General features: G+C 50.6%; 11 protein-coding genes. All 11 read right to left on the bottom strand.

The annotated features are described in order from the left end of the window. Positions 1-355: 355 nt before the first annotated feature. The 11 genes from NDA02_RS23460 to NDA02_RS23510 all read right to left on the bottom strand — a co-directional run bounded on the left by NDA02_RS23460 (position 356) and on the right by NDA02_RS23510 (position 21,249). A complete protein-coding gene (locus tag NDA02_RS23460; protein WP_348256035.1) occupies positions 356-4,765 on the bottom strand; it encodes an ATP-binding protein in 4,410 nt (1,469 codons plus the stop codon). A gap of 4 nt (positions 4,766-4,769) precedes the next feature. After that, entirely contained in the window at positions 4,770-7,844 is a 3,075-nt protein-coding gene (locus NDA02_RS23465) for an ATP-binding protein (RefSeq protein WP_190794479.1), read from the bottom strand. 89 nt (positions 7,845-7,933) lie between these two features. Then, positions 7,934-9,088, bottom strand: coding sequence for a response regulator (locus NDA02_RS23470; RefSeq protein ID WP_242067583.1), 1,155 nt, complete (start codon positions 9,086-9,088; stop codon positions 7,934-7,936). A gap of 116 nt (positions 9,089-9,204) precedes the next feature. Beyond that, positions 9,205-12,765, bottom strand: a complete 3,561-nt coding sequence (locus NDA02_RS23475; RefSeq protein ID WP_190794477.1) for a response regulator — start codon at positions 12,763-12,765, stop codon at positions 9,205-9,207. Positions 12,766-12,934: 169 nt separating this feature from the next. Further along, positions 12,935-15,901 (bottom strand): methyl-accepting chemotaxis protein, encoded by a 2,967-nt coding sequence (locus NDA02_RS23480; RefSeq protein ID WP_348249658.1) that lies wholly within the window; start codon positions 15,899-15,901, stop codon positions 12,935-12,937. Between the two features lie 71 nt (positions 15,902-15,972). Further along, positions 15,973-16,569, bottom strand: coding sequence for a chemotaxis protein CheW (locus tag NDA02_RS23485; protein ID WP_190793235.1), 597 nt, complete (start codon positions 16,567-16,569; stop codon positions 15,973-15,975). Positions 16,570-16,657: 88 nt separating this feature from the next. Continuing rightward, the gene (locus tag NDA02_RS23490) at positions 16,658-17,023 is read right to left on the bottom strand and encodes a response regulator (RefSeq protein ID WP_190793234.1); all 366 of its coding nucleotides are present in this window, start codon (positions 17,021-17,023) and stop codon (positions 16,658-16,660) included. 65 nt (positions 17,024-17,088) lie between these two features. After that, positions 17,089-18,372: a response regulator gene (locus NDA02_RS23495; RefSeq protein ID WP_348249657.1), complete on the bottom strand. Its 1,284-nt coding sequence runs from the start codon at positions 18,370-18,372 to the stop codon at positions 17,089-17,091. A gap of 662 nt (positions 18,373-19,034) precedes the next feature. Next, positions 19,035-20,165, bottom strand: a complete 1,131-nt coding sequence (locus NDA02_RS23500; RefSeq protein WP_190791566.1) for a HAMP domain-containing sensor histidine kinase — start codon at positions 20,163-20,165, stop codon at positions 19,035-19,037. Continuing rightward, on the bottom strand, positions 20,162-20,815 hold the full coding sequence (locus tag NDA02_RS23505; protein WP_348256036.1) for a YbhB/YbcL family Raf kinase inhibitor-like protein: 654 nt from the start codon (positions 20,813-20,815) through the stop codon (positions 20,162-20,164). The genes NDA02_RS23500 and NDA02_RS23505 overlap by 4 nt, the downstream gene beginning before the upstream one ends. 146 nt (positions 20,816-20,961) lie before the next feature. Then, positions 20,962-21,249: a Calvin cycle protein CP12 gene (locus NDA02_RS23510; protein WP_242067284.1), complete on the bottom strand. Its 288-nt coding sequence runs from the start codon at positions 21,247-21,249 to the stop codon at positions 20,962-20,964. Positions 21,250-21,464 lie beyond the last annotated feature (215 nt).

Genomic DNA, 21,464 nt, shown 5'->3' on the forward strand with positions numbered 1-21,464 from the left:
CACGAACCCTACCATTTCCGTTCTCGATCGTAAAAATTGCTGCCCTTCATCAAATGCTTGACAAAATGATTTCGCGCTTTCAATGCTTCAAATTCCGGGCTAGTTTCAGGGGTACGCTTGGGATGCTAAAAGATTGGGGCGTTGCTGAATCGGGATATGAACGGTGCAAATTTAGCTTCTGCATCGCCCCCTAAATCCCCCAATGCTGGGGGACTTTGAATTCTGGTTCCCCTCAACTTTGGGGGGCTAGGGGGGCACGCTTATTCAGCAACGCCAAGATTGGAAATCAGGTCATGGGTGATTCGTGGTGGAGTTGAATGGTGGAGTTGATTCGTGATGGAATATTCATGAGAGATCATGAGAGAAGCGGCAAGCGGACGATAAAAGTTGATCCCTGTCCTTCTCCTGCACTTTCAGCATGAATCGTGCCTTTATGAAGTTCGACAATATGGCAGGCGATCGTTAATCCTAACCCCAATCCTTTCGCTGCATCAGATGCTCTGGCTTGGTGGAAGCGATCGAACACCTGGGGCAGAGACTCAGCCGCGATGCCCATTCCCGTATCCATAACCCGAATTTCGGCATAGGCACGATTCGCAGAATCATAGTTATCAAGCACTGCCAGTTCTACACTAACGCTGCCTGCGACTAGCGTAAATTTAATAGCGTTGGTCAGGAGATTACAAATCACCTGCTGGAGGCGATCGCTATCTCCCATAACGGCAACAGGCTCCGTCCTATTTTCCTGCCAGGTTAAACGAATTCCTTTCTCTGCTGCGGTTTGCGCGACAGTTGCGATCGCGGCTTCAATCACCGATTCCAGTGCAATGGGTTGAGGATTCAAACTCAGTTTGCCTGCGGTAATCCGCGATATATCGAGCAGGTCTTGCACCAACTTGGCTTGTAGTGTTGCATTTCGCTCGATCGTGTCCAGTGCTTTCGTGAGCATAACCGGATTAGGAGGATTGTTCCGCAGTAGGCGCGTCCAGCCCAGAATCGAAACCAGGGGTGTGTTCAGCTCATGGGAAACGGTGGAGATCATTTCGTCCCGGCTGCGAATGATGCGTCTTGCCTCCTGAAGTGCTTCGCCCCGGAGCTGTGCCATCTGAAGGTGGGCATTGACGCGGGAAATGAGTTCTTGCGCTGAGAAAGGTTTGATCAGGTAATCGTCTGCTCCGGCTTTCAGTCCTTCGACGATCGCCTCTTCTCCGGCACGGGCAGAAAGCAGGATGATTGGGACTTCACGGGTACGAGGGTCAGACCGCAATGCCTGGAGTAACTGGAAACCGTCTAATCCTGGCATCATCACATCACTCAAGATTAGATCGGGGACTTGTGCTTGCGCTGCTGCTAGTGCTGATGCTCCATCTGCAACCGCTTGAATTTGAACGTATTCGCTGAGGATACGGCTGAGGTATTGCCGCATATCGGTGTTGTCATCGACGAGGAGGACATGGGCAATCGGGGCGGAGCAGCGGGGAGTGGGAGCATCGGAGATAACGTCTTCCGGTTCTCTTGCTTCCTTGCTCTCTTGCTCCTCTTCCTCTTCGGGTAGCTCCGCTGCAATGTAGGCATTAGCATTGATTGCGGTAGATACCAGGGTGCGAGTGGGCTGGAGCCGATCGTCTTGATTTTGAAAGGGAATGGCTCCATCGCGCCGTAGGCGATCGTTGGGTAAGTGCCTTGTCCCCAGAGGAAGGGCGATCGTAAAGCAAGTTCCCTTTCCTAGGGTGCTACTCACCTCAATCGTGCCACCCTGCAATCGAACCAGTTCATGCACCAGGGCTAAACCAATGCCTGATCCTTCATAGGTGCGGGCTTGTGTCCCTCGGATTTGATAGAACCGCTCAAACAGATGGGGTAGGTGTTCGGGGGCGATTCCAGTGCCGGTGTCCTGAATCTGAAGGATGGCTTGATTACCTTCGGTGGAATATAACCTAACCGTAATTTCGCCCTCAAAAGTGAACTTAAAGGCATTGGAGAGTAGGTTGAGGATAATTTTTTCCCACATGTCCCGATCGACAAAGACAGATTGAGGTAGGGGTGGGCAATCAACAATCAACTGTAAACCTGCCCGTTCGATCGCCGATCGAAATACACTGGCAAGTTCAGTTGTAAACAGAGCTAAATCAGTCGGTTCGTACACCGCTTCCATGCGTCCGGCTTCAATACGGGAGAAGTCGAGCAGGGTATTGACCAGTTTCAATAGGCGGAGGCTATTGCGATGGGCGAGTTGGAGGTCGTGTTTGAGAGTAGATGGGTGGATGGGTAGATGGGTAAATGGATCAGTATGCTCCCACTCTCCCACATGCTTCAGTGCATCTTGCAGAGGAGCCAGAATCAACGTTAACGGTGTGCGGAGTTCGTGGCTAACGTTGCTAAAGAAAAGGGTTTTAGCGCGATCGAGTTCTGCGAGGGTTTCGGCTTGTTGGCGTTCTTCTTCGCGGGCGACTTGTTCTCGAATCCGCTGAATCTCTGATTCGCGCAGAGCAGCTTCGGCACGAGCGCGTTCGATCGCCGCCCAGATGCGTTCGCCAGTTTCCCACGTCAGTTCGATGTCGAGATCTGTCCATTCTCGCGGCTCAGAGTCAGCGACAACGAAGGCTCCTACCAACACACCTTCTTTGATGAGCGGGATCCCCACAACGGCAGCCACCTGAATCGCACCCATTGCATTCTGATCGGACTCAGAAATGAGGTCAGAACTTGCCACGTCTGAGACCATGAGTATCTCACCCCTGTTATAGACCGGCAGCGCCCAACTGTAGTCTGACAATGACAAAACGCCAACGATCGAAAACGAGCCGTCGCCAACATAGTCCTGCTCGATCAACGCCCAGCCCTCGGTCTCATTGATCTCGGTATAGAAGGCCCGATCAATGCTCAACTGCTCGCCTACCAATCGGCACGCTTCTCCCTGGATCGCTGCTGGATCAGAGAGCGATCGCAACGCATCCGATAACGTGACGCGAAAAGCATCGAGTTCGGCAGCGCGGCGCAATTGTACTTCTGTGTGTTTGCGATCGCTGATGTCGTTGAACAAGAGCGCCAGTTGTTTATTCTGGGGGTCGCCGTGTGGATATGCCAACACCCGGTAATACCGATCTAAATCGGCTGAATAATTTTCAAACTCGGTCGGCTCACCGGTTGCCAGAACCCTTTCACAGTTTGTGAAAAACTCGGCTTCTAAATTGGGCACAAGCTCATGGGCAGTTTTGCCGATCGCTTGCGTCACTCCGATTTGTTGTTCAAAGGCTGGATTCGCTTCCAAAAATCGGAAGTTAGTTAGCTGTCCGTCGTCACACAGCAGCTCAATAATGCAAAAGCCATCGTTGATATTCCCGAACAGCGATCGATATTTTGCTTCCGATTTGCGCTGGGCTGCTTCCGACCGCTTGCGCTTGGTGTTATCTACGAAGGCGACAGCGACGCAGTGCGTTGAACCGTCATTCAACGGCGAAACGATAACCTCGAACCAGCGATCAAAAACCTCCGAATGCACTTCCATTCGCTCGGACGCATTCGTTTCAATTACCCGTGCATAAAGCTCGTTCCAAAATTGCTCAACGCCCGGCATCAGTTCGCTCGCCAGCTTGCCTTCGGGAGCTTCAATGCCGGAATGTGACGAGAATGCTTGATTGGCTTGAATGATTTTGTGATTGTAAGACTTACCGTTTTCGTCATAAAGAACCTCGATGACGGCGAAGCCTTCGTCGATCGACTCAAACAGCGATCGATATTTTGCTTCGGATTCGCGCAGGGCTGCTTCAGCTTTTTTACGTTCAGAGATGTCGTAAGAGGCGGCAAGCACCGCATTAATTTCACCATTTGGCGATCGAAGCGGCGTTCCGTGAGAAACATAGGTGCGATCGTGAGCATTGTGTTCATGCTCAAACGGCTCACCCGCCAGCGCTTTCCGGTACAGCGCCTCGTAAGTCGGTATCAATTCGGGCGGCATTACCTCAAAAATGGTTCGCCCAACGAGATCTTCGGGTTTGAATCCGGCGGCAAGCAACGCTTCTCCTTCCGCCAGCAAATAGCGCAAATCGCGGTCAACGACAAACACCGCCCCACCGGGCAGATTTTCAACCATCACCTGCAAACGTTTTTCCGATTCGCGCAAGGCTTCATGCGATCGCTGACGTTCAACCACCTCCACCTCTAGCTGAGCATTTTTTGCCAGCAGTTCCTGGGTTTGGCGCTGGTTCAAGAGCAAAGCTGCGGCTGCAAAGTCTGCCAGACTCGTCATCACCCGCACGTCTTCTGCATCAAAATGCCGCTGCTCATCGTGCGACATAATCCAGATTGTGCCGAAGATATGACTATCCGCAATGAGAGGCAACACCAAGCCTTCTACGATGGGGGTGTTAGTTGCCTGGAAGTAGGTGAAATACCGTTCGGGATGGGAAAAAAGGACGGGAGTCCCTTGTTCCAGACAAACTCCACAGGGGCTAAAGTTGCGGGATGTAGTGCTACCCCCATAGTGCGCTAAAGTTCCAGCTAATATATTCCAGCGAAAGGTTTCTTCTCCGTCCGCTGTGGTCTCTAGTAAGCTAATGCCTGCGGTGCCTGCCTGACATAATTCCAACGCCGTCTCTACCAAGATTTGCATCAAGCTTTCTGAATCTCGCGCCATCTGCTGAACCAGCGATCGCATTGCCTGATTCTCTGCCTGCAAGTTGGGCAGACGGGGTGAGCGTTGGAATAGCTCTTCCGTAATCAAGATATCGTTGAGGGTAATGGTTTCAGGCTGAGGTCGCTGCATCGCATTATTGCTCCAGCACAGGGTTATTAGCGCTCCGCTGAGCAGAGTTAGTGAATGGCAATCGAATGGTAAACGTTGCGCCTCGTCCTTCTCCCTCACTGGCTACCTCGATCGTACCGTGGTGTAATTCAACCAGGTGACGGGCGATCGCCAATCCAATCCCCACACCTCCTGGGGTATGACGGCTGGGGACTTCTGCCTGGGTGAAGCGATCGAAAACATAGGGAAGAAAATCAGGACGGATGCCGATTCCAGTATCGCTGACAGTGATTTGAACACTAGATTTGAGGCGTTCTAACCGGATATTGACCTGTCCGCCTTTGGGCGTAAATTTGATGGCATTTTCTAGCAGGTTGCTGATAACTTGTTTGAGGCGATCGCCATCGGCAAAAACATTGCTCGGCACTTCATCCGATATCGTTTCAATGAGTTGAATGTGCTTTGCCTGGACTACTTCACGGAACGTCATCGTCACATTCTGTACCAGAGAAGCCAGATCAACGAGTTGAGATTTCAAGCGTAGCTTACCTGCAAGGATGCTTGAAACATCCAGCAAATCCTTAATCAGGTTTGCCTCAACGGTAGCATGACGCTCGATCGTCGCTAATGCCTGTGCGGTTGTGTCCGGGTTGAAGGATTTTGTTTGCAAGAAGCGTACCCAGCCGAGAATCACCGTTAGGGGAGCTTGCAGTTCATGAGTCACGGTCAAAAGAAACTCATTTTTGAAGCGGTTTGTGGATACCTCCTGGCGGAGTTGGGACATTTGGAGCTGTGTTTCCACGCGTGCTATCAGTTCACGGGCAGAGAAGGGTTTGATCAAATAATCATCGGCTCCGGCTTCCAGTCCTTCGACAGTTGCCTCTTCGCCTGCTCGTGCTGATAAGAGAATAATTGGAATACTTTGGGTGATGGGGTCAGATCGTAAGGTCTTGAGCAGTTGAAATCCATCCATCTCTGGCATCATCACATCGGTCAGCACCAAATCAGGAAGCTGTTGCTGGATCATATTAAGGGCGATCGCACCAGTGGCAGCAGTTTCTACTTGCCATCGTTCACTCAACAGTCGCTTCACATAGTTGCGCACATCCGCATTGTCATCCACCAGCAGAATTCGACGCTTCGTTTGGATCTTTGTTTGACTATCAGAGGATGAAGGAATGGGTGAATCGGTAATGGGTGAATCAGTGGGTGAGAAGGCAATTTTTTCGTCTTCCCGGTTCTGGGGTGCTTCGATGCTTTCATGCTCCTGGCTCAGCCACTGCAAGGACTCTTCCACATAGGGAGCCGCTCCGATCGCAGTAGAGGATAGAGGACGAGTTGCTCCAAGTCGATCGGCGGGAAGATGGGCGCATCCGGTGGGAAGGGTTACCCGAAAAGAACTGCCTTCTCCTTCAATACTGCTAACTTGAACCGTTCCCCCATGCAGTTTTACCAATTCCTGCACCAGCGATAAACCAATTCCAGATCCTTCAAATGTGCGTCCCTGTGCCCCTTTTACCTGATGGAATCGTTCAAACAGACGCGGGATTTCTGTAGCTGGGATGCCAATGCCAGTGTCCTGTACCGCTAACTCAACCTGGTCTCCAATCCAGTGCAGGCGAACGGTAATCTCACCTGTAAATGTGAATTTGCAGGCGTTCGAGAGCAAGTTGAGCACAATCTTCTCCCACATTTCTCGATCGACATAAACAGGCTCAGGCAAAGCGGGGCACTCCACCACCAGACGCAAATTTGCCCGTTCGATCGCAGAACGAAAAACACTGGCTAACTCAATCGTGAAGGTTGATAAATCCGTGGGTTCATAAACGGCTTGAATGCGATCGCTCTCCAGGCGCGAGAAGTTGAGCAGGGTGTTGACCAATTTCAGCAGGCGTATCCCGTTACGCTGGATAACTTCAACCCGCTGCCGTTGATCGGGCGATAGGGCATTGTCGCGATCGGCTAATGCATCTTCCGCCGGTGCGAGGATGAGGGTCAGCGGGGTGCGAAACTCGTGGCTAACATTGTTGAAGAAGGCAGTTTTAACCCGGTCTAGTTCTGCGAGTGCTTCTGTCTGCTGCCGTTCCTGCTCATGGCTGCGAGCCGTGGCGATCGAACTTTCAACCTGCTGGGCAACCAGTTCCAGGAATGAGCGGTATTCGGCATTAAACTCAAGCCGGGGGCTGATCCCTGCAATCATCAGACAGTCCACCTGTTGTTTGTTACCGATCAGAATCGGAGAAATAAACGCCGAATTAGGACTTTCGTTCCACACTCCTCCCGGTAGCGCCCCAAAGCGATCGACCATATCCGTTACAAGCTGTGCCTCATGGCTTTGCAGCACCTCAGTTAGCGACCATCCTCGACCTTCTGAAGGCACGGTCAGGGCGATAGTGGGGGGTGCGGCAACGCTCTCTTCGGGGAGCCCGGTTGAGGCAATGAGTTCTGCTGAGTTGCTTTGCGGGTCAAGCCGATAAAACAGGGCAAAGGGAATATCGTAGGGGTTGAGCGTATCGGCGGCAGCACGACAGGCAGACTGTAGCGTTTTTGCCCTCGCTCCGGCAGTGGCTAGCTCTCGCAGCATCGTCAAACGCCGTTGATTAATTACCCGCCGTGTAGTTTCAGTTGCAGTACAAAATACCGCAACGACTGTGCCCGCCTCATCCCGAACTGGACTGTAGCAGAAGGTGAAATAAGTCTCTTCCCGGTAGCCGAAGCGGATGAGGTAAAAAGGTTGATCTTCTGCAAAGACGGCTTCACCCGTGTCCATCACGCGATCAAACAGCGGCTTGATCACATCCCAGATTTCCAGCCACGTCTGATAAGCAGGCTGTCCTAACGCTGTCGGGTGTTTTGTTGCAAGGATAGAGGTGAAGGCATCATTATAAAACTGGATGTAATCACGCCCCCAGAACAAACACATTGGAAAGCGAGAAGCGAGAAGGGTGCTGAGAGAAGTCCGAAGGCAGGGCAACCAGCTCTCGATCGAACCGAGTGGCGTGTTCAACCAAGCGTGCGATCGCATCAAGGCTCCCATTTCACCTCCACCCGCAAAAAGGATTTCAGACAAGGAACTGAGGGATTCGGGGGCGATCGTCATACCCAGCTCTCCTTAATGGCGATGCAGTTTTCACGATTCGTTCAGAGATTCATTCAGAAATTCGTTCAGAGATTCATTCAGAAATTTATTCAGAAATCAAGCTTCAGGTTTGAAGTCTGTCCAGCCAGTTGCACCACCATCTCTACCCATTCATTGGGTTGTGCCAGCTTGTGTAAATGCGCCTCGTACCCGGCTTTCAGGGACTTTTCCCTGTCCTCATCCTGATACGCGGTAATGGCAGCAGCTAGAAGATGCCCTCCCTGCTCAGCTTCCAGGTTGCGGATCTGCTGAATCAGTTTATAACCATCTTCGCCCGGCATCCGAATATCACTCAACAGCACATCTGGGCGAAATGGCTCCAACACCGCTAACGCCTCTGCTGCACTGGCGACGGCTCTCACCTCAATCCCATGCGATTCAAAAACAGCAGTAATAAATTCGCGAATATCGGCTTCGTCATCGACAACCAGCACTCGCAAACCATCCAAAGACTGAAGCCGGGAAAACATTCCTCCTGCTCCTTCCAGGCGGATCGCTTCTGGAAACTGCTGCTGAATAGCTGGGAAATTGTCCTGTTGCGGTTCCTTCAGAGTTGTGCCATGCGCTAATCGATGCATCGGCTGTACTGCAATTCGCAATTCCTTAATTGCACCAGCGTCACTTGCACCAGCGTCACTCCAAACAGCATCAATCTGTAATTTAACTGTAACGGGTTCACTATTTCTTGGGCATAAATTGATTTGCAAGACCTGAATATTTCTCTCTGGAATTGCTTGAATTTTCTTCCGATGAGAAAGCTCATTCAAAAGCTCATTCAACTGAGTGCGAAAGGTTGAATAATTATTCTCTGATAAGTACAGCGTGAAAGGCTTCCCGAGGAGATGGTATTGGGGCACATTCAAGAGTTGAGCGATCGCTTCGTTTGCCTCCAGAATGACACCATCCGAATCAGTGGTTAAGTAGGCAATGGGCAAAGCCTGAAACAAATCGTGATAGTGGTAATAGCGTTGAGCAAGCTGCTGAATCTGCTGGAGCAGCCCTTCCTGCACGATTTCCGCTGCTTCCAGATTGCTCTGCATCTCCTCACAATTCACTTGCAGATCTTCCAGCACTGCGTCAAGTTCCTGCCAGGAAACCGCATCACCCTGTTGCAATGCCGCAATCCATCGCCGGATCACTTGAAAATGCAGTCCAATCTGTTCATTGTCCATAAACGGCACAAACGGGCAGCTGACGCTCCTCAAGGAAAAATTTTCTGATTCGCATGCAGCTTCAGAATAGTAAGCTTCATCATAGTAAATTGTAGGGAAATCAGGTAATTCTGGTGTTGACAATACTTAATTGTGTAGCATGAGGCCCCTTACTCTCCTACCCCAACCATTCTCCCGATCGCCTGCAAAAACTCCTGCTCCAAATACGGCTTGGTAAAGTAAGCAGTCGCCCCAAGCTGCATTGCCAGCCAGCGATGTTTGTCGTTGCTGCGAGATGTGAGCATAACGGTAGGGATCTGTGCCAGGGCAGTATCCTGCCGACGGTGAGTGAGAAATTCAAAGCCATTCATGTTGGGCATCTCGATATCGCAGACCACTAGCGCGATCCCCTGCGACTGCTGAAGCTGCTCCAGGGCTTCCTGTCCGTCTCGCGCTTGTAGTACCTGGTAGCCCGCTCTTTCGAGGGAGAGTGCCAGTATTCGGCGGGAGGTGAGAGCGTCATCGACAACGAGGATGGTGGTGGTGCGGATTTGGCGGATGGGGTGAAGGGTAGATGGGGTAAGGGTGGAATCGGGTGCGGGATGGAGGGAAGGGTGGGGAGTAGGAGGGGCAAGGAGTGTTTCTAAGAAGATTTGTCCGTCGATGACGGGGACGAGCATTCCGTCGCCTAAGACAGTACAGCCGTAGGTGTAATCTGGGGGGGCGATCGCAGAACCGAAGGGTTTGACGACGAATTCTTGCTCGGTGATCAGACGATCGATTTGCAGGGCAATCGGCTGCTGATTGTGCTTAAGAATCAGGACGGGAGCTTCCCAGTTAGAGGGAGCAGGAACTGCAGCAAGAACTCGACTCGGCGGCAGTTCGGGAACCAGGCAGCGATAGGTGAGCAGATCTGCCATGCGATAAATTGGCACTTGCTGATCCTGCCACTGAAGCGATCGTCCGTTTTCGGTTTGGGTGAGCTGATGGGGTTGAGGAATTAGAATTTCACGAATGCCGTCGCTGCGGATGGCAACAGGGCGAGAATTGACCAGACACAGCAGCAGATTGGTAATCGTCAGGGTCAGCGGCAGCGTCAGAATAAACGTGGTTCCTTGAAACAGCGTCGATCGCACGGTGACCGAGCCTTTGAGCAACTGCAACTGTTCCTGCACCACATCCAGCCCGATGCCGCGTCCTGAAAGTTCGCTGACCTGCGCTGCGGTCGAAAATCCGGGTGCAAAAATTAGTTCACAAAGCTGAGCCTCAGTTGCCGCTGCTCCTTCGACAGGAGTCATCCAGTCCAGCTCGATTGCCCGCTGCCGAATGCGATCGAAATCGATTCCCTGTCCGTCGTCTCGCACTTCGATCACCACTTGGCGACCTCTGGAGCTTGCCTGAATCTCAATGCGTCCAGTGGGCGGTTTACCTCGATCGCGCCGCACTTTTGTCGACTCAATGCCGTGGTCAAAGCTATTTCGCAGCAGATGCAGCAGCGGATCGTAAAGCTTTTCCAGCACGGCTTTATCAATCAGCAAATCAGTGCCGCTGAGAACTAGATCGATCGGCTTATTGTAGGTGTTCGACAGGTCACGCAGCATTCGCGGAAAGCGGTTCAGCACATCGCCTAATGGCAGCATCCGTGCCCACATTAAATCATCCTGCATCTGAGACAGCATTTTGCGGTGCTGTTCTAGCGTTTGCTCAGACTGATGGTTAAACAAAACAATGTCTTCGACTGCCTCTTCAATCTGCGCCATTTCCTCTAGCAGGCTTTGGGTGGAGGCATACAGCGAGGTGTAGCGATCCATTTCCAGTGAGTCGAAGTCTCTCAGGGCTGTGATATTGGATGTAAAGCCATTTTTTCCGAAGAACGATCGCGCTTCCCCTGCAACAACAGATTGACGATAGGTTGTAGCTTCACCGATCGGCGAATCAGGCGCGATCAACATTTTGTCCGACAGCGTACGGATTTGATCGATCGTGGACTGCATCCGTTCAAATCGATTTCGCAGCTCTCGCAGTGCCATGCGCGTTTGATTGTTTTGCAGTGCCAGGCCGTTTCGATTAATCGTCATTTCGCCCAACAGCTTATTTAATCGCTCTAGGCGATCGGCATCCACCCGCACCGTCAAACTACTGGTTACCGGATAAGCCGCCGATTGTGAACCAGCAGCTAGTTTTACCATCACTGCCGCCGAAGAATTTACCTCTGCATTGTTTGCTACGCTGTTCGCTACGATCGGCTCTGCTAAAGATTCTGCTGGACGAGCGGTTGATTGTAGAGCGTCTCCTAAAGCATCCGTTTCAGAATCAGTCGCATTGTCTATGAATGAAATGTCTGTGAATGAAATGTCTGTGAATGAAACGCTATCTGCTCCTCTGGCTTCCCAATTCTGAGGAGAACAATTTTCCTCATGAGTTAACTCAAAGTTTTCCAATTGTAGAGAATTTAGGGAGCCAGGCGAGATTTGTTCAGTTAAATTAAAGTCTAAATTAAAGTCTGATTGAATATCGGCTAATTCTTCTAGACTGTTACTTTGAATATTATCTAATTCGATCGCGATCGATTCTTCTAAGAAACCTGATTGCTCATCTGTTGAATCTGAAAATTCTGCAAAAAACTGATCGATCGATCGATCGCTGGATGCAGGCACGGAGTCTGTAAAAATTGAATCTAGTTCTGATTGATCCTTGAATGTTAACGTGTGAGTTTCGGTTTGCAATTCGTCTTTTAAGTGATCAGCCTCGGGTTCTCCCTGTAAAAGTTCCTGTTGAATAATTGCTTCAATCTCAACATCGCTTAGATGCTCTGCTAATTCAGCGTTCAACTCAAAATTCAATTTAGGATTTGATTCGGTATTTAATTTAATATCTAATTCTGGATATGCCAGGGACTCTAAATCTAATAAATTAGATTCCTTCGGTTGAATTACGATCGTTTTACTGGATTCAACAAACGCCAGTAACGCTGTGGATGGATTGCCCCCCAGTGAATCGCCTGCCAATACGGCTTGCTGTCCAGCCCGAAAATCATTCAGCGCAAGTCGCGTCAGCACCACTGCCTGATCGGGAGCGCGATTGATCGCCTCGATCACCATTTGAGCAATTGCTGCAAAACCAGACAAACTCAGCAGCTCTGCAAATCCCAAAAACACTTCTGCCTGTGCCCGCAGTTCTCCCGCCACTTCATAGTCCTGCGGATGCTCTAAGACTTGTTCCAGATGTACCAAGCCCTGCGTCACATCAATTTCAAAAATCGAAGCTGCCATGTCGATGCCCAAATCGGCAGACCCCGGAATAAAATTCTCCGTTTCAGCAATCGCCTCCTGAAACCGCTCTTCAAGCTGACTCAAAATTGGCTCTGCTACTGCAAGAGACTGCTCCGCATCAAAATGGCCCTGCGTAATCTGCTCGGTCAAAGGAATGCGAAGACAGTCATACGCCTGCAAAAGCTGACTTTCTACATAAGTGTCAATCTCTAACCGATCGCTGTACAACGCCTTAAAAATCGTCTCCACTCGATGGGCGATCGCTGTAATCGCTTCTAGCCCGACGCTGGCAGCCCCTCCTTTGAGCGAATGCGCCGATCGCATAATGGCATGAATGGTTGCCGGACTGTGCTCCTGCCTTAACGTTAACAAACCCGATTCGATCGCTTGCAGCAAATCGGGGGCTTCTTCCACAAAGAAACGATATGCCTGATCGCGGATTTCAGGGTTGATTGCCATAGAGGAGGAGATGGGGAAATAAGGAAGGGAGAGATAGGGGAGGGGGAGAGGATATGAGAGATAGGGAGATAAGGGAGGTGGGAAGGTCAGGTGTTGATGGTTGTCGGTCTAATAGCTAAGAGGGTCACTAGCTCGGTTACTTACCCACTCACCCATTCACCTTTCCATCTCAACGAATCTTGAATCGTCCGACTTCTGCCTGAAGTGCCTGAGCAACCGATCGCAATTGTTCAAACGACTCGGAGACCTGGCCGGCAGCAGTAGAGTTTTGGTCTGCAATTTGTGCCACGGTGGTGATGGTGGCCGTTACAGTTTCCGAGGCTTGCGACTGGGTGACGGTGGCTTCGGCGATCGATTCGACCAGGGTGCTAATCTGGCGGCTGGCAGAGGTAATTTTATTGAGGCTCTGGCGAGTGTCGTCTACCAGGCGAGTTCCGGTGACCACCTGCTCGGTTCCGGCTTCCATTGCTCGCACCACTTCGTTTGTTTCGGCTTGAATGCTGGCAACGAGTTTTTCGATTTCGGTGGTCGCTTCCGCAGACTGGCGGGCAAGACTTCGTACCTCTTCTGCAACTACTGCAAATCCTTTGCCGTCTTCTCCGGCTCTAGAAGCTTCGATCGAGGCATTCAACGCCAGCATATTTGTTTGTGCAGCAAAGCCGCTAATCAGGTTCACCACGTTAGAAATTTTTTGTGATGATTCGCCTAATCGTTTTACCTTCTTTGCCGTTTCCGCTACCGTTTCCCGAATTGCTAAAATTCCATCTACGGTACGGTTCATCGCTTCATCACCTTCCTGTACCGTTTGAGCCGCTTCCTGCACCGCTGCTTCTGCTTTTTCAGCACTGATTGCCACCAGCCGTACCGAGCTTGCCATTTCTTCGACGCGCTCCAGGGCTGCCAAAATTTCTTTTGCCTGCTCTGATGCGGAAGTGGTCAGTGTTCGGACGGCAGATTCGTTAGTGCTGGTGGTTTCTGCGACTTGCTCGGCGGCATCCTGCACCTGACGCACAATTTTTCGCAGGCTGGCGATCGTTGCATTGTAAGAATCTGCGACCGTCCCAATTTCGTCTTCGGTCACTTTTGCTCGTACGGTCAGATCGCCCTGGCTCACCGGGTCAACGTCGATGAGAAGCTGGAGGGCACTGCGCTGAAGTGCCTCTTTGAGCTGACGCTGTTCTTCTGCGAGATCCTGGGTTTGTTCAAGAAGCTGCACCCGTTCGATCACCATTCCGAGCTGGAGTCCGATCTGCTTCATAAAATCAACTTCAGAGGACTGCCAGGTATGGATCGAGTGACAGTAGTGGGCAATCAGCAGCCCGAATAGCTTGCCCTGGTTCACAATCGGAACACCCAGAATTGACCTCACCTTCAGGTTTTGCAGCAGTGCCAAATGCTCTGGATGAAAATCTGCCTCCACAACATCGTTTTCTTGCAAAATGCGGTCTGCCAGATATTTTTCGCGGCTTGATGCCGGAATGCAGGGATCGCTGAGCTGCTCAAGAAACGCGCTAGGTAGACCTGCTTCGACCGATTCTGCCACGATCGCCCCACTCCAATCTGAATTAAACTGATAAATCACCATGCGATCGGAGCCTAGAAAATCACGGGCATCGGTGACGGTTTTTTGCAAGAGCGACGACATATCCTTGGCAGATGAAAGTTCTGTGCCTGTAATTTCAGCAGCCAGAGTTGCGCGGCGGGCGTTGAGCGTTTGCTCCTGCAAAAATTCCTTGACTCGAAACACCAGATTGTTAAACGTGAGTGCCAGGGTGCGGGCTTCCGCCGAGCCGACCGGATCAACCCTAATGTTTAGATCTCCAGCAGACACCTGCTGTGCTTTAGCCGACAGGTCGTTGAGGGGAGCAGCCAAACGGCGCGATAGGGCGATTGCCAAGGCTGTTCCCACTGCTGCCAGAGCCAGAGCAATGATCGCGAAGAGGTTAAGCAACTCCCGACCTGCACCTTGAATTTCCGCGACATCCATTGAGGCGATCGACACCCAGCCGAGCCGGGGCACGGTGGACACAGCATATTGCTTGTCCTGATAGCGAAACGAAGCAACCAGCGAGCGGGATTGTGCCGATTCGTCATTCGATTCGTCATTTTCATTACGGCTGCTGATCACCAGTCCTTGCACCGGAAAGTCATTCTGAAGCTGCTGCTGAAGCTCATTGAGCGATAGATTCTCCTCTAAACGCCGAGCTTCGATCAGACGCGCTGCCAAGGCTGAAATTACCTGTTCTCCTACAAGGGGGAGCTGTTCCTGGAATATCTTAATCTGTTCTCCCTCGGAGCTATAGCCTGCAATCACAGAGTTTGCGCTCGTATCAAGGAGCTGAACCTGCTGGGAACCACGAAAGCCAGCAATGTCAAGCTGAGTAGCAAGTTCTGCAAACGTATCATTCGAGGCAAAAACTTTTACTACCCCCAGAAAGCTGTTGTTGCTGGGATCAACAATTCGCTGACTGATATTCACCCCGTACCGACGCACAGAAGCATCAAAGGCTAGTGCACTAATCCACTGCTGTTGAAATCTGCCCTGCTTCCACCATTCATCCTCGGACTGTACGAGGTTATCCGGCAGAACATTAAAGCCGACGTTGAAGCCATTCTTATCAGTAACAATAATCTCTGCCAATTCTCCGGCTTTTGCCATCTCTACCAAAAAATCGTTGAGTTCTTGGCTTGGGGCAATCAGCTTCGTGCGGCTAAGCCGAGCTTCTAGTTCATTCGTAGACAGTTCTAATAAATTTTCTGATTCTGCCGTATTACTCGTGCTGCGAACTCGACTCAGCACAAAAGCATTTTTTGCAACAACCGACGCAATGCCCAGCCCATCTTCGATACCGGAACTAATCACCTCACCTGACAGGAGTGCCTTTGCTTTCAGATCTTCGGTTAACTCAAACTCTGTTCTATTTTGCGTAATCAAATAGTCGGCAAAGGTGGCAAGTGCTACAGGCGCTAACGCCAGTGGCAACACGGTGAGCAAAAGCTGACTGCGAAGCCCTGCTCTGCTAAATCTAGAAAGCATTGCTCGAATTCCAGCAGAAGGGGATGGTTTAACCTGCGGCAAATCGTTTTGTACGACAGTCGGCTTAGAAGAGCTAGAGTTAAAGGGAATTTGCGTCATGAGAAAAGCCTCAGCGTCTCGAAGGTAAATCGATCGAACAGACTCAATTAGTTGAAGATGAAGATAAACGATCAGGAGAAAGGTTCAGATAAGCTCTGAAGAATTGCGGCACTATTGAGCAGCCAGTAACGAGGGGAAGTTTCGCTTTGCCAATATCCCCAAAAAAAATGATGCAAATTGGCAGACAAAGAATCAAGCTGCAAATTGGAAAGAAAATTTGATAAAGGATCTGACGAAGGATCAAATTCAGACAGCAAATGGAGACGATCGGCTGTGCATTCCACCATGTCCTCAATCTGATTAACAACCAGCCCGACCATCGCCTTCTCGTTTGACTCGTTCATTCCGCGCAGCACAACGACGGTATGTTTAGCACCATAGTTCGGCTGCTCATACCAGGGCGAGAATCCCAACAGATGGTTTAAATCCACCATCCACAGTACTTCGCCGCGCCAGTTATACACGCCCATTACCCACGGCGGTAGATGAAAAATGGGCACAATTTGACCGATCGCCACCGTCAGAATTTCCACCAGATGCGGGGCCGGGAGCAGTGCAGGCAGCGAGTGATCCAGCAACAACTGAAGATATAGCCCTTCGGCAAGCATTGGGGCAGCCATCGACGACTGAACAGAATCAAGCGGAGAAGAGAGGGGTTGAGAAGCCATGTTTAACAGGTGATATCTGGCAGGTAATGTCTGTTGGGTAATGTCCCGCGGGTAATATTTGACGGGGGCTATCGATCGAGAATTGCGATCAGGCATCCATTAACTGATTCACCGTTCGCATCAGCTCATCTTGATCGATCGGTTTTGCCAGATAGGCATCAGCCCCCTGCTTCATGCCCCAAAACTTATCCATATCGCTGCCTTTAGTAGAGCAGATAATCACGGGAATTTTGCTGGTTTCCGTTTCCGCTTTTAGCTCACGGCAGATCTCAAAGCCACTGCGATCGGGCAACACCACATCCAGAATAATCACGTCAAACTGATGCTGTTTCACCCGATCGAAAGCTTCTTCTGCCGTTTGTGCTGTTTGTACCTGAATGCCTTCCTTTCTTAAGCAGCCTGCCAACACTTCCTTATCCGTCAAGCTATCTTCAACGATTAACACAGTACTCATTTTGCTGTTCTCCTTTGATACAAACCCTTTAGGATACAAACCCTTTATCACTGCTCAAATGTCCTCTAAACTCGCTGTCTAATTAATCGCTGAATGATGCTTAAAATCACCGCAGGTTCCATTGGCTTACTTAAAAAATCCGTTGCGCCCAGCAGTCTTGCTCTTACTTGATCCACAATGCCGTCATTTCCAGTCAGGATAATAATCGGCGTTTCCTTAAACCGCGATACTTTACGAAGCTGACTGCAAATTTCATAGCCGTTTGTATCGGGCATGATTAGATCTAGAAAAATAATGTCTGGTTTCTTTGTCAGCAATGTGGCGATCGCTCTGGCGGGTTCGGTAATTGCAATAAACCGATAGCCTGCTGCTCGAATCACCTGCTCCATCGACTGGCAAATCATCAAACTGTCATCGATACAGGCAACCATTGGCGGAGTCACTTCCGCAGCATAAACAAAACGGTTTGACCCAGATGAAATTGGCGTCTCAGGTGCTTGTAATAGCTCAATCCAGCCTGACTGCACATAGGGCAACAGCACCTCCATAAAGGGTTGAACGGGTCGCTGGGTTTTGAGTGCCAGGTCGCGCAGCGTGTGCTGACCATCCAGCAGCGTCATCAGCGTCTTAAACACCTGTGGAGACGTTTCTGCCTGCAAATAATCGGGCTGACGGACGATCGGCGCAAGATTGGGCGAATAGGGGCTGAGCTTTGCTTCAAACCACTGCTGCCACTGCACTTCAACTGCGGTAAAAATTGTTTCTTCTGCCAGTTTTGCTGGCTTGATCGCGATCGATGGGCTTGATTGCTCCACAATGTTCCCCAGGGGCGATCGCGGCGGACATCGCCGGAGCTGGTGGGAAACGTTTGCCGCTTGAGTAATATCAAACAGCAGCTCAATTAAAATCTGCTCAATGATCTGAACGTGGTTCTGGGGTGTAATTTGTCGCTGAAGCAGCAGGCGATCGAGCTGTTGATATTCCCAGCAGTCTGCTAAAGTTCCTCCGTTCTCTGAAGCATGCTCTGAAGGATTGAGTTCTAAAGAATTTGCCTGATGCAATCGATCGATCGACTTATTCAATAAATGCGGACAACAGGATAAAAGATGCCGCTGCCAGCGTCGAAGTGAATGACTGCCGCCTGTCCCGTAGCACAAATTTCCCCGCTCTAGAAAAACGATCCATTCTCGCCCATCGGCAGACAAAGCCGTTCTTTCGGGTGAAGATCCTTCACGCCAAACAACTTGCCCGCTGAATTCTAGCCGTTTCAGAGTTTTGATAGTCCGAACAATTTTAGTTGCAGCGTATCGTCGTTGATAGTCAGGAAATGGAAGAGCATTTGGACGCATCCTTTCTTCTGCTGGCAGCATCGTGAATCAAAGAGAGATAAACAAGAACACCAGAACCAATCACTAAATAACAGGAAGACGACACAGCCAAACCTTTTCTACAACAGGGTAAATCGAAAGAGGAATGTAATATAGACTTTTACAGCAACACAAATCTAGACCCGGAAACAAATCGCGCTGAAGCGATCGCAACAGCAATTCTGCCTGAATTAGATTAACAAACACGACGCCCAAATCAGGCAAACTTCTCACCTTGAAGAATCGCCTTCTACTTAGTGTCTTCTACTTAATGGATGAACTGGGTAAAGGCAGACGGCAAATGCCGAAAGGGTAAATGCTGGATAAAAGTAGAAAACGATCGTTGAAACGCCCTGATTTTTGAGCCGGTTCCGATAAGGTAGCGGTTACGGCCTTCTACTTTACGGCTTTCTACTTATAAAGTGATTACACGAAAGTGATTACACGAAAAAGCGATTACACGAAAGTGATTACGCTTTTGAATCGGTCACACTCTTCCTCATTTTCTCGCTTGAACTGGCGATGGGCAAGATGCAATGACCCGATTTCTATGAGAACTTGATTCTGATCGGTAAATTTTGAGTAAATTTTAAAAGAGTAAACTCTTAAAAGAGAATAGAGTTCTCTGTGCGGGGCAGCAAAAGTCACGTTTTCTTATTCACTTTGTTAGCGATCGGCAGCGAAAACTTGAAAGTGCTGCCGTGGCCAAACTGGCTTTCTGCTTCGATCGTGCCATCCTGAAGCTCGACCAGTCGCCGACAAATTGCCAGTCCGATTCCCGTACCGCCTGAATTGCGATTGCGCGATCGATCTGCCCGCCAAAATCGCTCGAACACATGGGGCAAATCTTCTTCTGCGATGCCCTGTCCTGTGTCGATCACTGCCACCCAGACTTTATCCGCTTCTGAACGCAACTGAACAACGATCGATCCCTCCGGCGTGTAGCGGATTGCATTCCCGATCAAATTCACCACAATCTGCTCAACCCGAAACGGATCGGCGTTCACCATCGGAGCCTCAGCAGGAACATCGAGCAGAAGTTTTGGGCTGTCTTCGGCAATGAGCTGATCGGCAAATCGCTGCACAATTCCTGTCAATAAAGGACGCAAATCGAGCGGACGCGCATCGATCGGCAAATAGCCTGCCTCCATCTTGGAAAGCTCTTGCAAATCATTCACCAATCGCTGCATCCGAGTCGTTTCCTTGGCAAGGCGATCGTAGATTTCAGTCGAAGGTTCGATCGTCCCGTCTGATAAGCCCTCCAGATAGCCCCGCAGAATCGTGAGCGGTGTTCTTAGCTCGTGGCTTAGGTCGCTAACCAGTTCGCGCCGCCGCTGTTCGACGCCTTCTAGAGTGGCTGCCATTCGGTTAAAGCTGGTGGCAAGCTGATCAAGTTCCGGGATTTCGCTGCTAGGAACGCGCTCTTCTAGCTGTCCGGCAGCAAATTTTTTGGTGATCTCCTCCATCTGAATCAGCGGCTTCACGATTCGCCTGGTTACCAGATAGCTCAGTCCGCCTGCCGTTGTCGCTCCGACCACCACAGACCAGAGAGCACCCCGGCTCCAGGCATCTTCAAACCGACGAATAAGCTGAGTTCGCACTTCTCCCACACGCCAGCCGCCAACTTCGATCTGTCGCAGATACAGCGCGAAAAAACGCGGCGATGAAATTTTGCCCACTGCCAGCAGAGTCAGCAGCCCGACAATCATCACAATAATGTGCGAAAAAAATAGCCGCGATCCTAGACTCGGTTTTGCCGTCTTAAGTTTTTTCATGGGCGGCGATAGCGACCGATTAATTCTGCTTGTGCTAGCGTATGCCCTTCCATTGCTTTGCTGACCTCGATCGGGCTTGCTCCCGGCGGGAGATCCAGAAACTTATCTAAAGCATACAGTCTAAACACATAGCGGTGGCTTCCACTGACAGTTTCATCCGGCAAACAGGGACCGCCATAGCCAAATTTGCCAAAATCACTTTTGCCGTGGGTCCCTCCCTGGCTCAGCAGCGGATTCGCCGGAACCCCTTCGGGCAACTGGCGCAAATCGGGCGGCAAATCATACAGCAACCAGTGCGTTTTTCCCGCCGCGTCGGGGTCAGTGACCACCACTGCCAAACTCTTTGTCTCTGCCGGAGGTTCGTCCCAGCTCAGGGCAGGTGAAAGGTTTTGCCCATCACAGGTATTTTTCGCCGGGATCATGCCATCCGCAGCAAAGGCAGCACTGCTCAGGGTCATCGTTTTACCGGACTGCCCTGATACAGCACTGCCTTGATTTTCTTTCACCTGATTTTGAGCAGAATTTCTAGACTGGCTCGATCGCGGCGCACAGCCTAGTAACCCCAGTCCAACCAGCCCGATCGCCTTAGCACTGACTGCCAGAACCGATCGCCGCCCAATAGCTCCATCAGGGAATTTGCTCCCCATCATTACTGCTGCCTATCTGATTCAGTGTTCTGGTTCGATCTTAGGCGAATTTTGGGGGGAGTTGAACGCGATCGTAACTAGGCGAATTTCGAGGCATTTAAGCTGCGGTCGCACTCTGGCTATCCGCTCTTGATGCGCTCAATCCCAATCTACAGGTCGTAGATCAGACACTCGATGCGGCTGGGAAATTCTTCGCAGTAGCGATCGAAAGCGGTGCCGCGCTTTGCCTTTTGCTGACGGTGAGATTTTTCAGCCATCAGTTCTTCGACAATATCCCAGGCAACCACTGCCTCAGTTGAAGTAATGCCCTGAGCCGTCGTCACCGTGCGGGCATAGTCGAGCGCGTCCTGAATTCTTTGATCCAGCGAGATCATTGCTTCCCCAGAAGCATCGAACCGATCCGCCGACTGATCAAAACGAGAAATCGATTGAACCATGATTGCAAAAGTCCTTGAAGTGAAATGGTGAACTTAGTCAAACTGCCAGCCAAGCCAGCAAAAAAGCATGATTGGAGAGAACTTGAAGCTCTTAACTCTCCTGCATACTTCCAGTATATTCATAACCAATTGAAATTTCGGGTTCGGAAAACCATAACTCTGTTTAATCTTTCATTCAGAAAACCGCCCCTCGTCCCCCCCTCCCCTATCGCGCC

The sequence above is a fragment of the Leptolyngbya sp. ST-U4 genome (genome assembly GCF_039962215.1).
Taxonomy (GTDB): domain Bacteria; phylum Cyanobacteriota; class Cyanobacteriia; order Elainellales; family Elainellaceae; genus Leptolyngbya_A.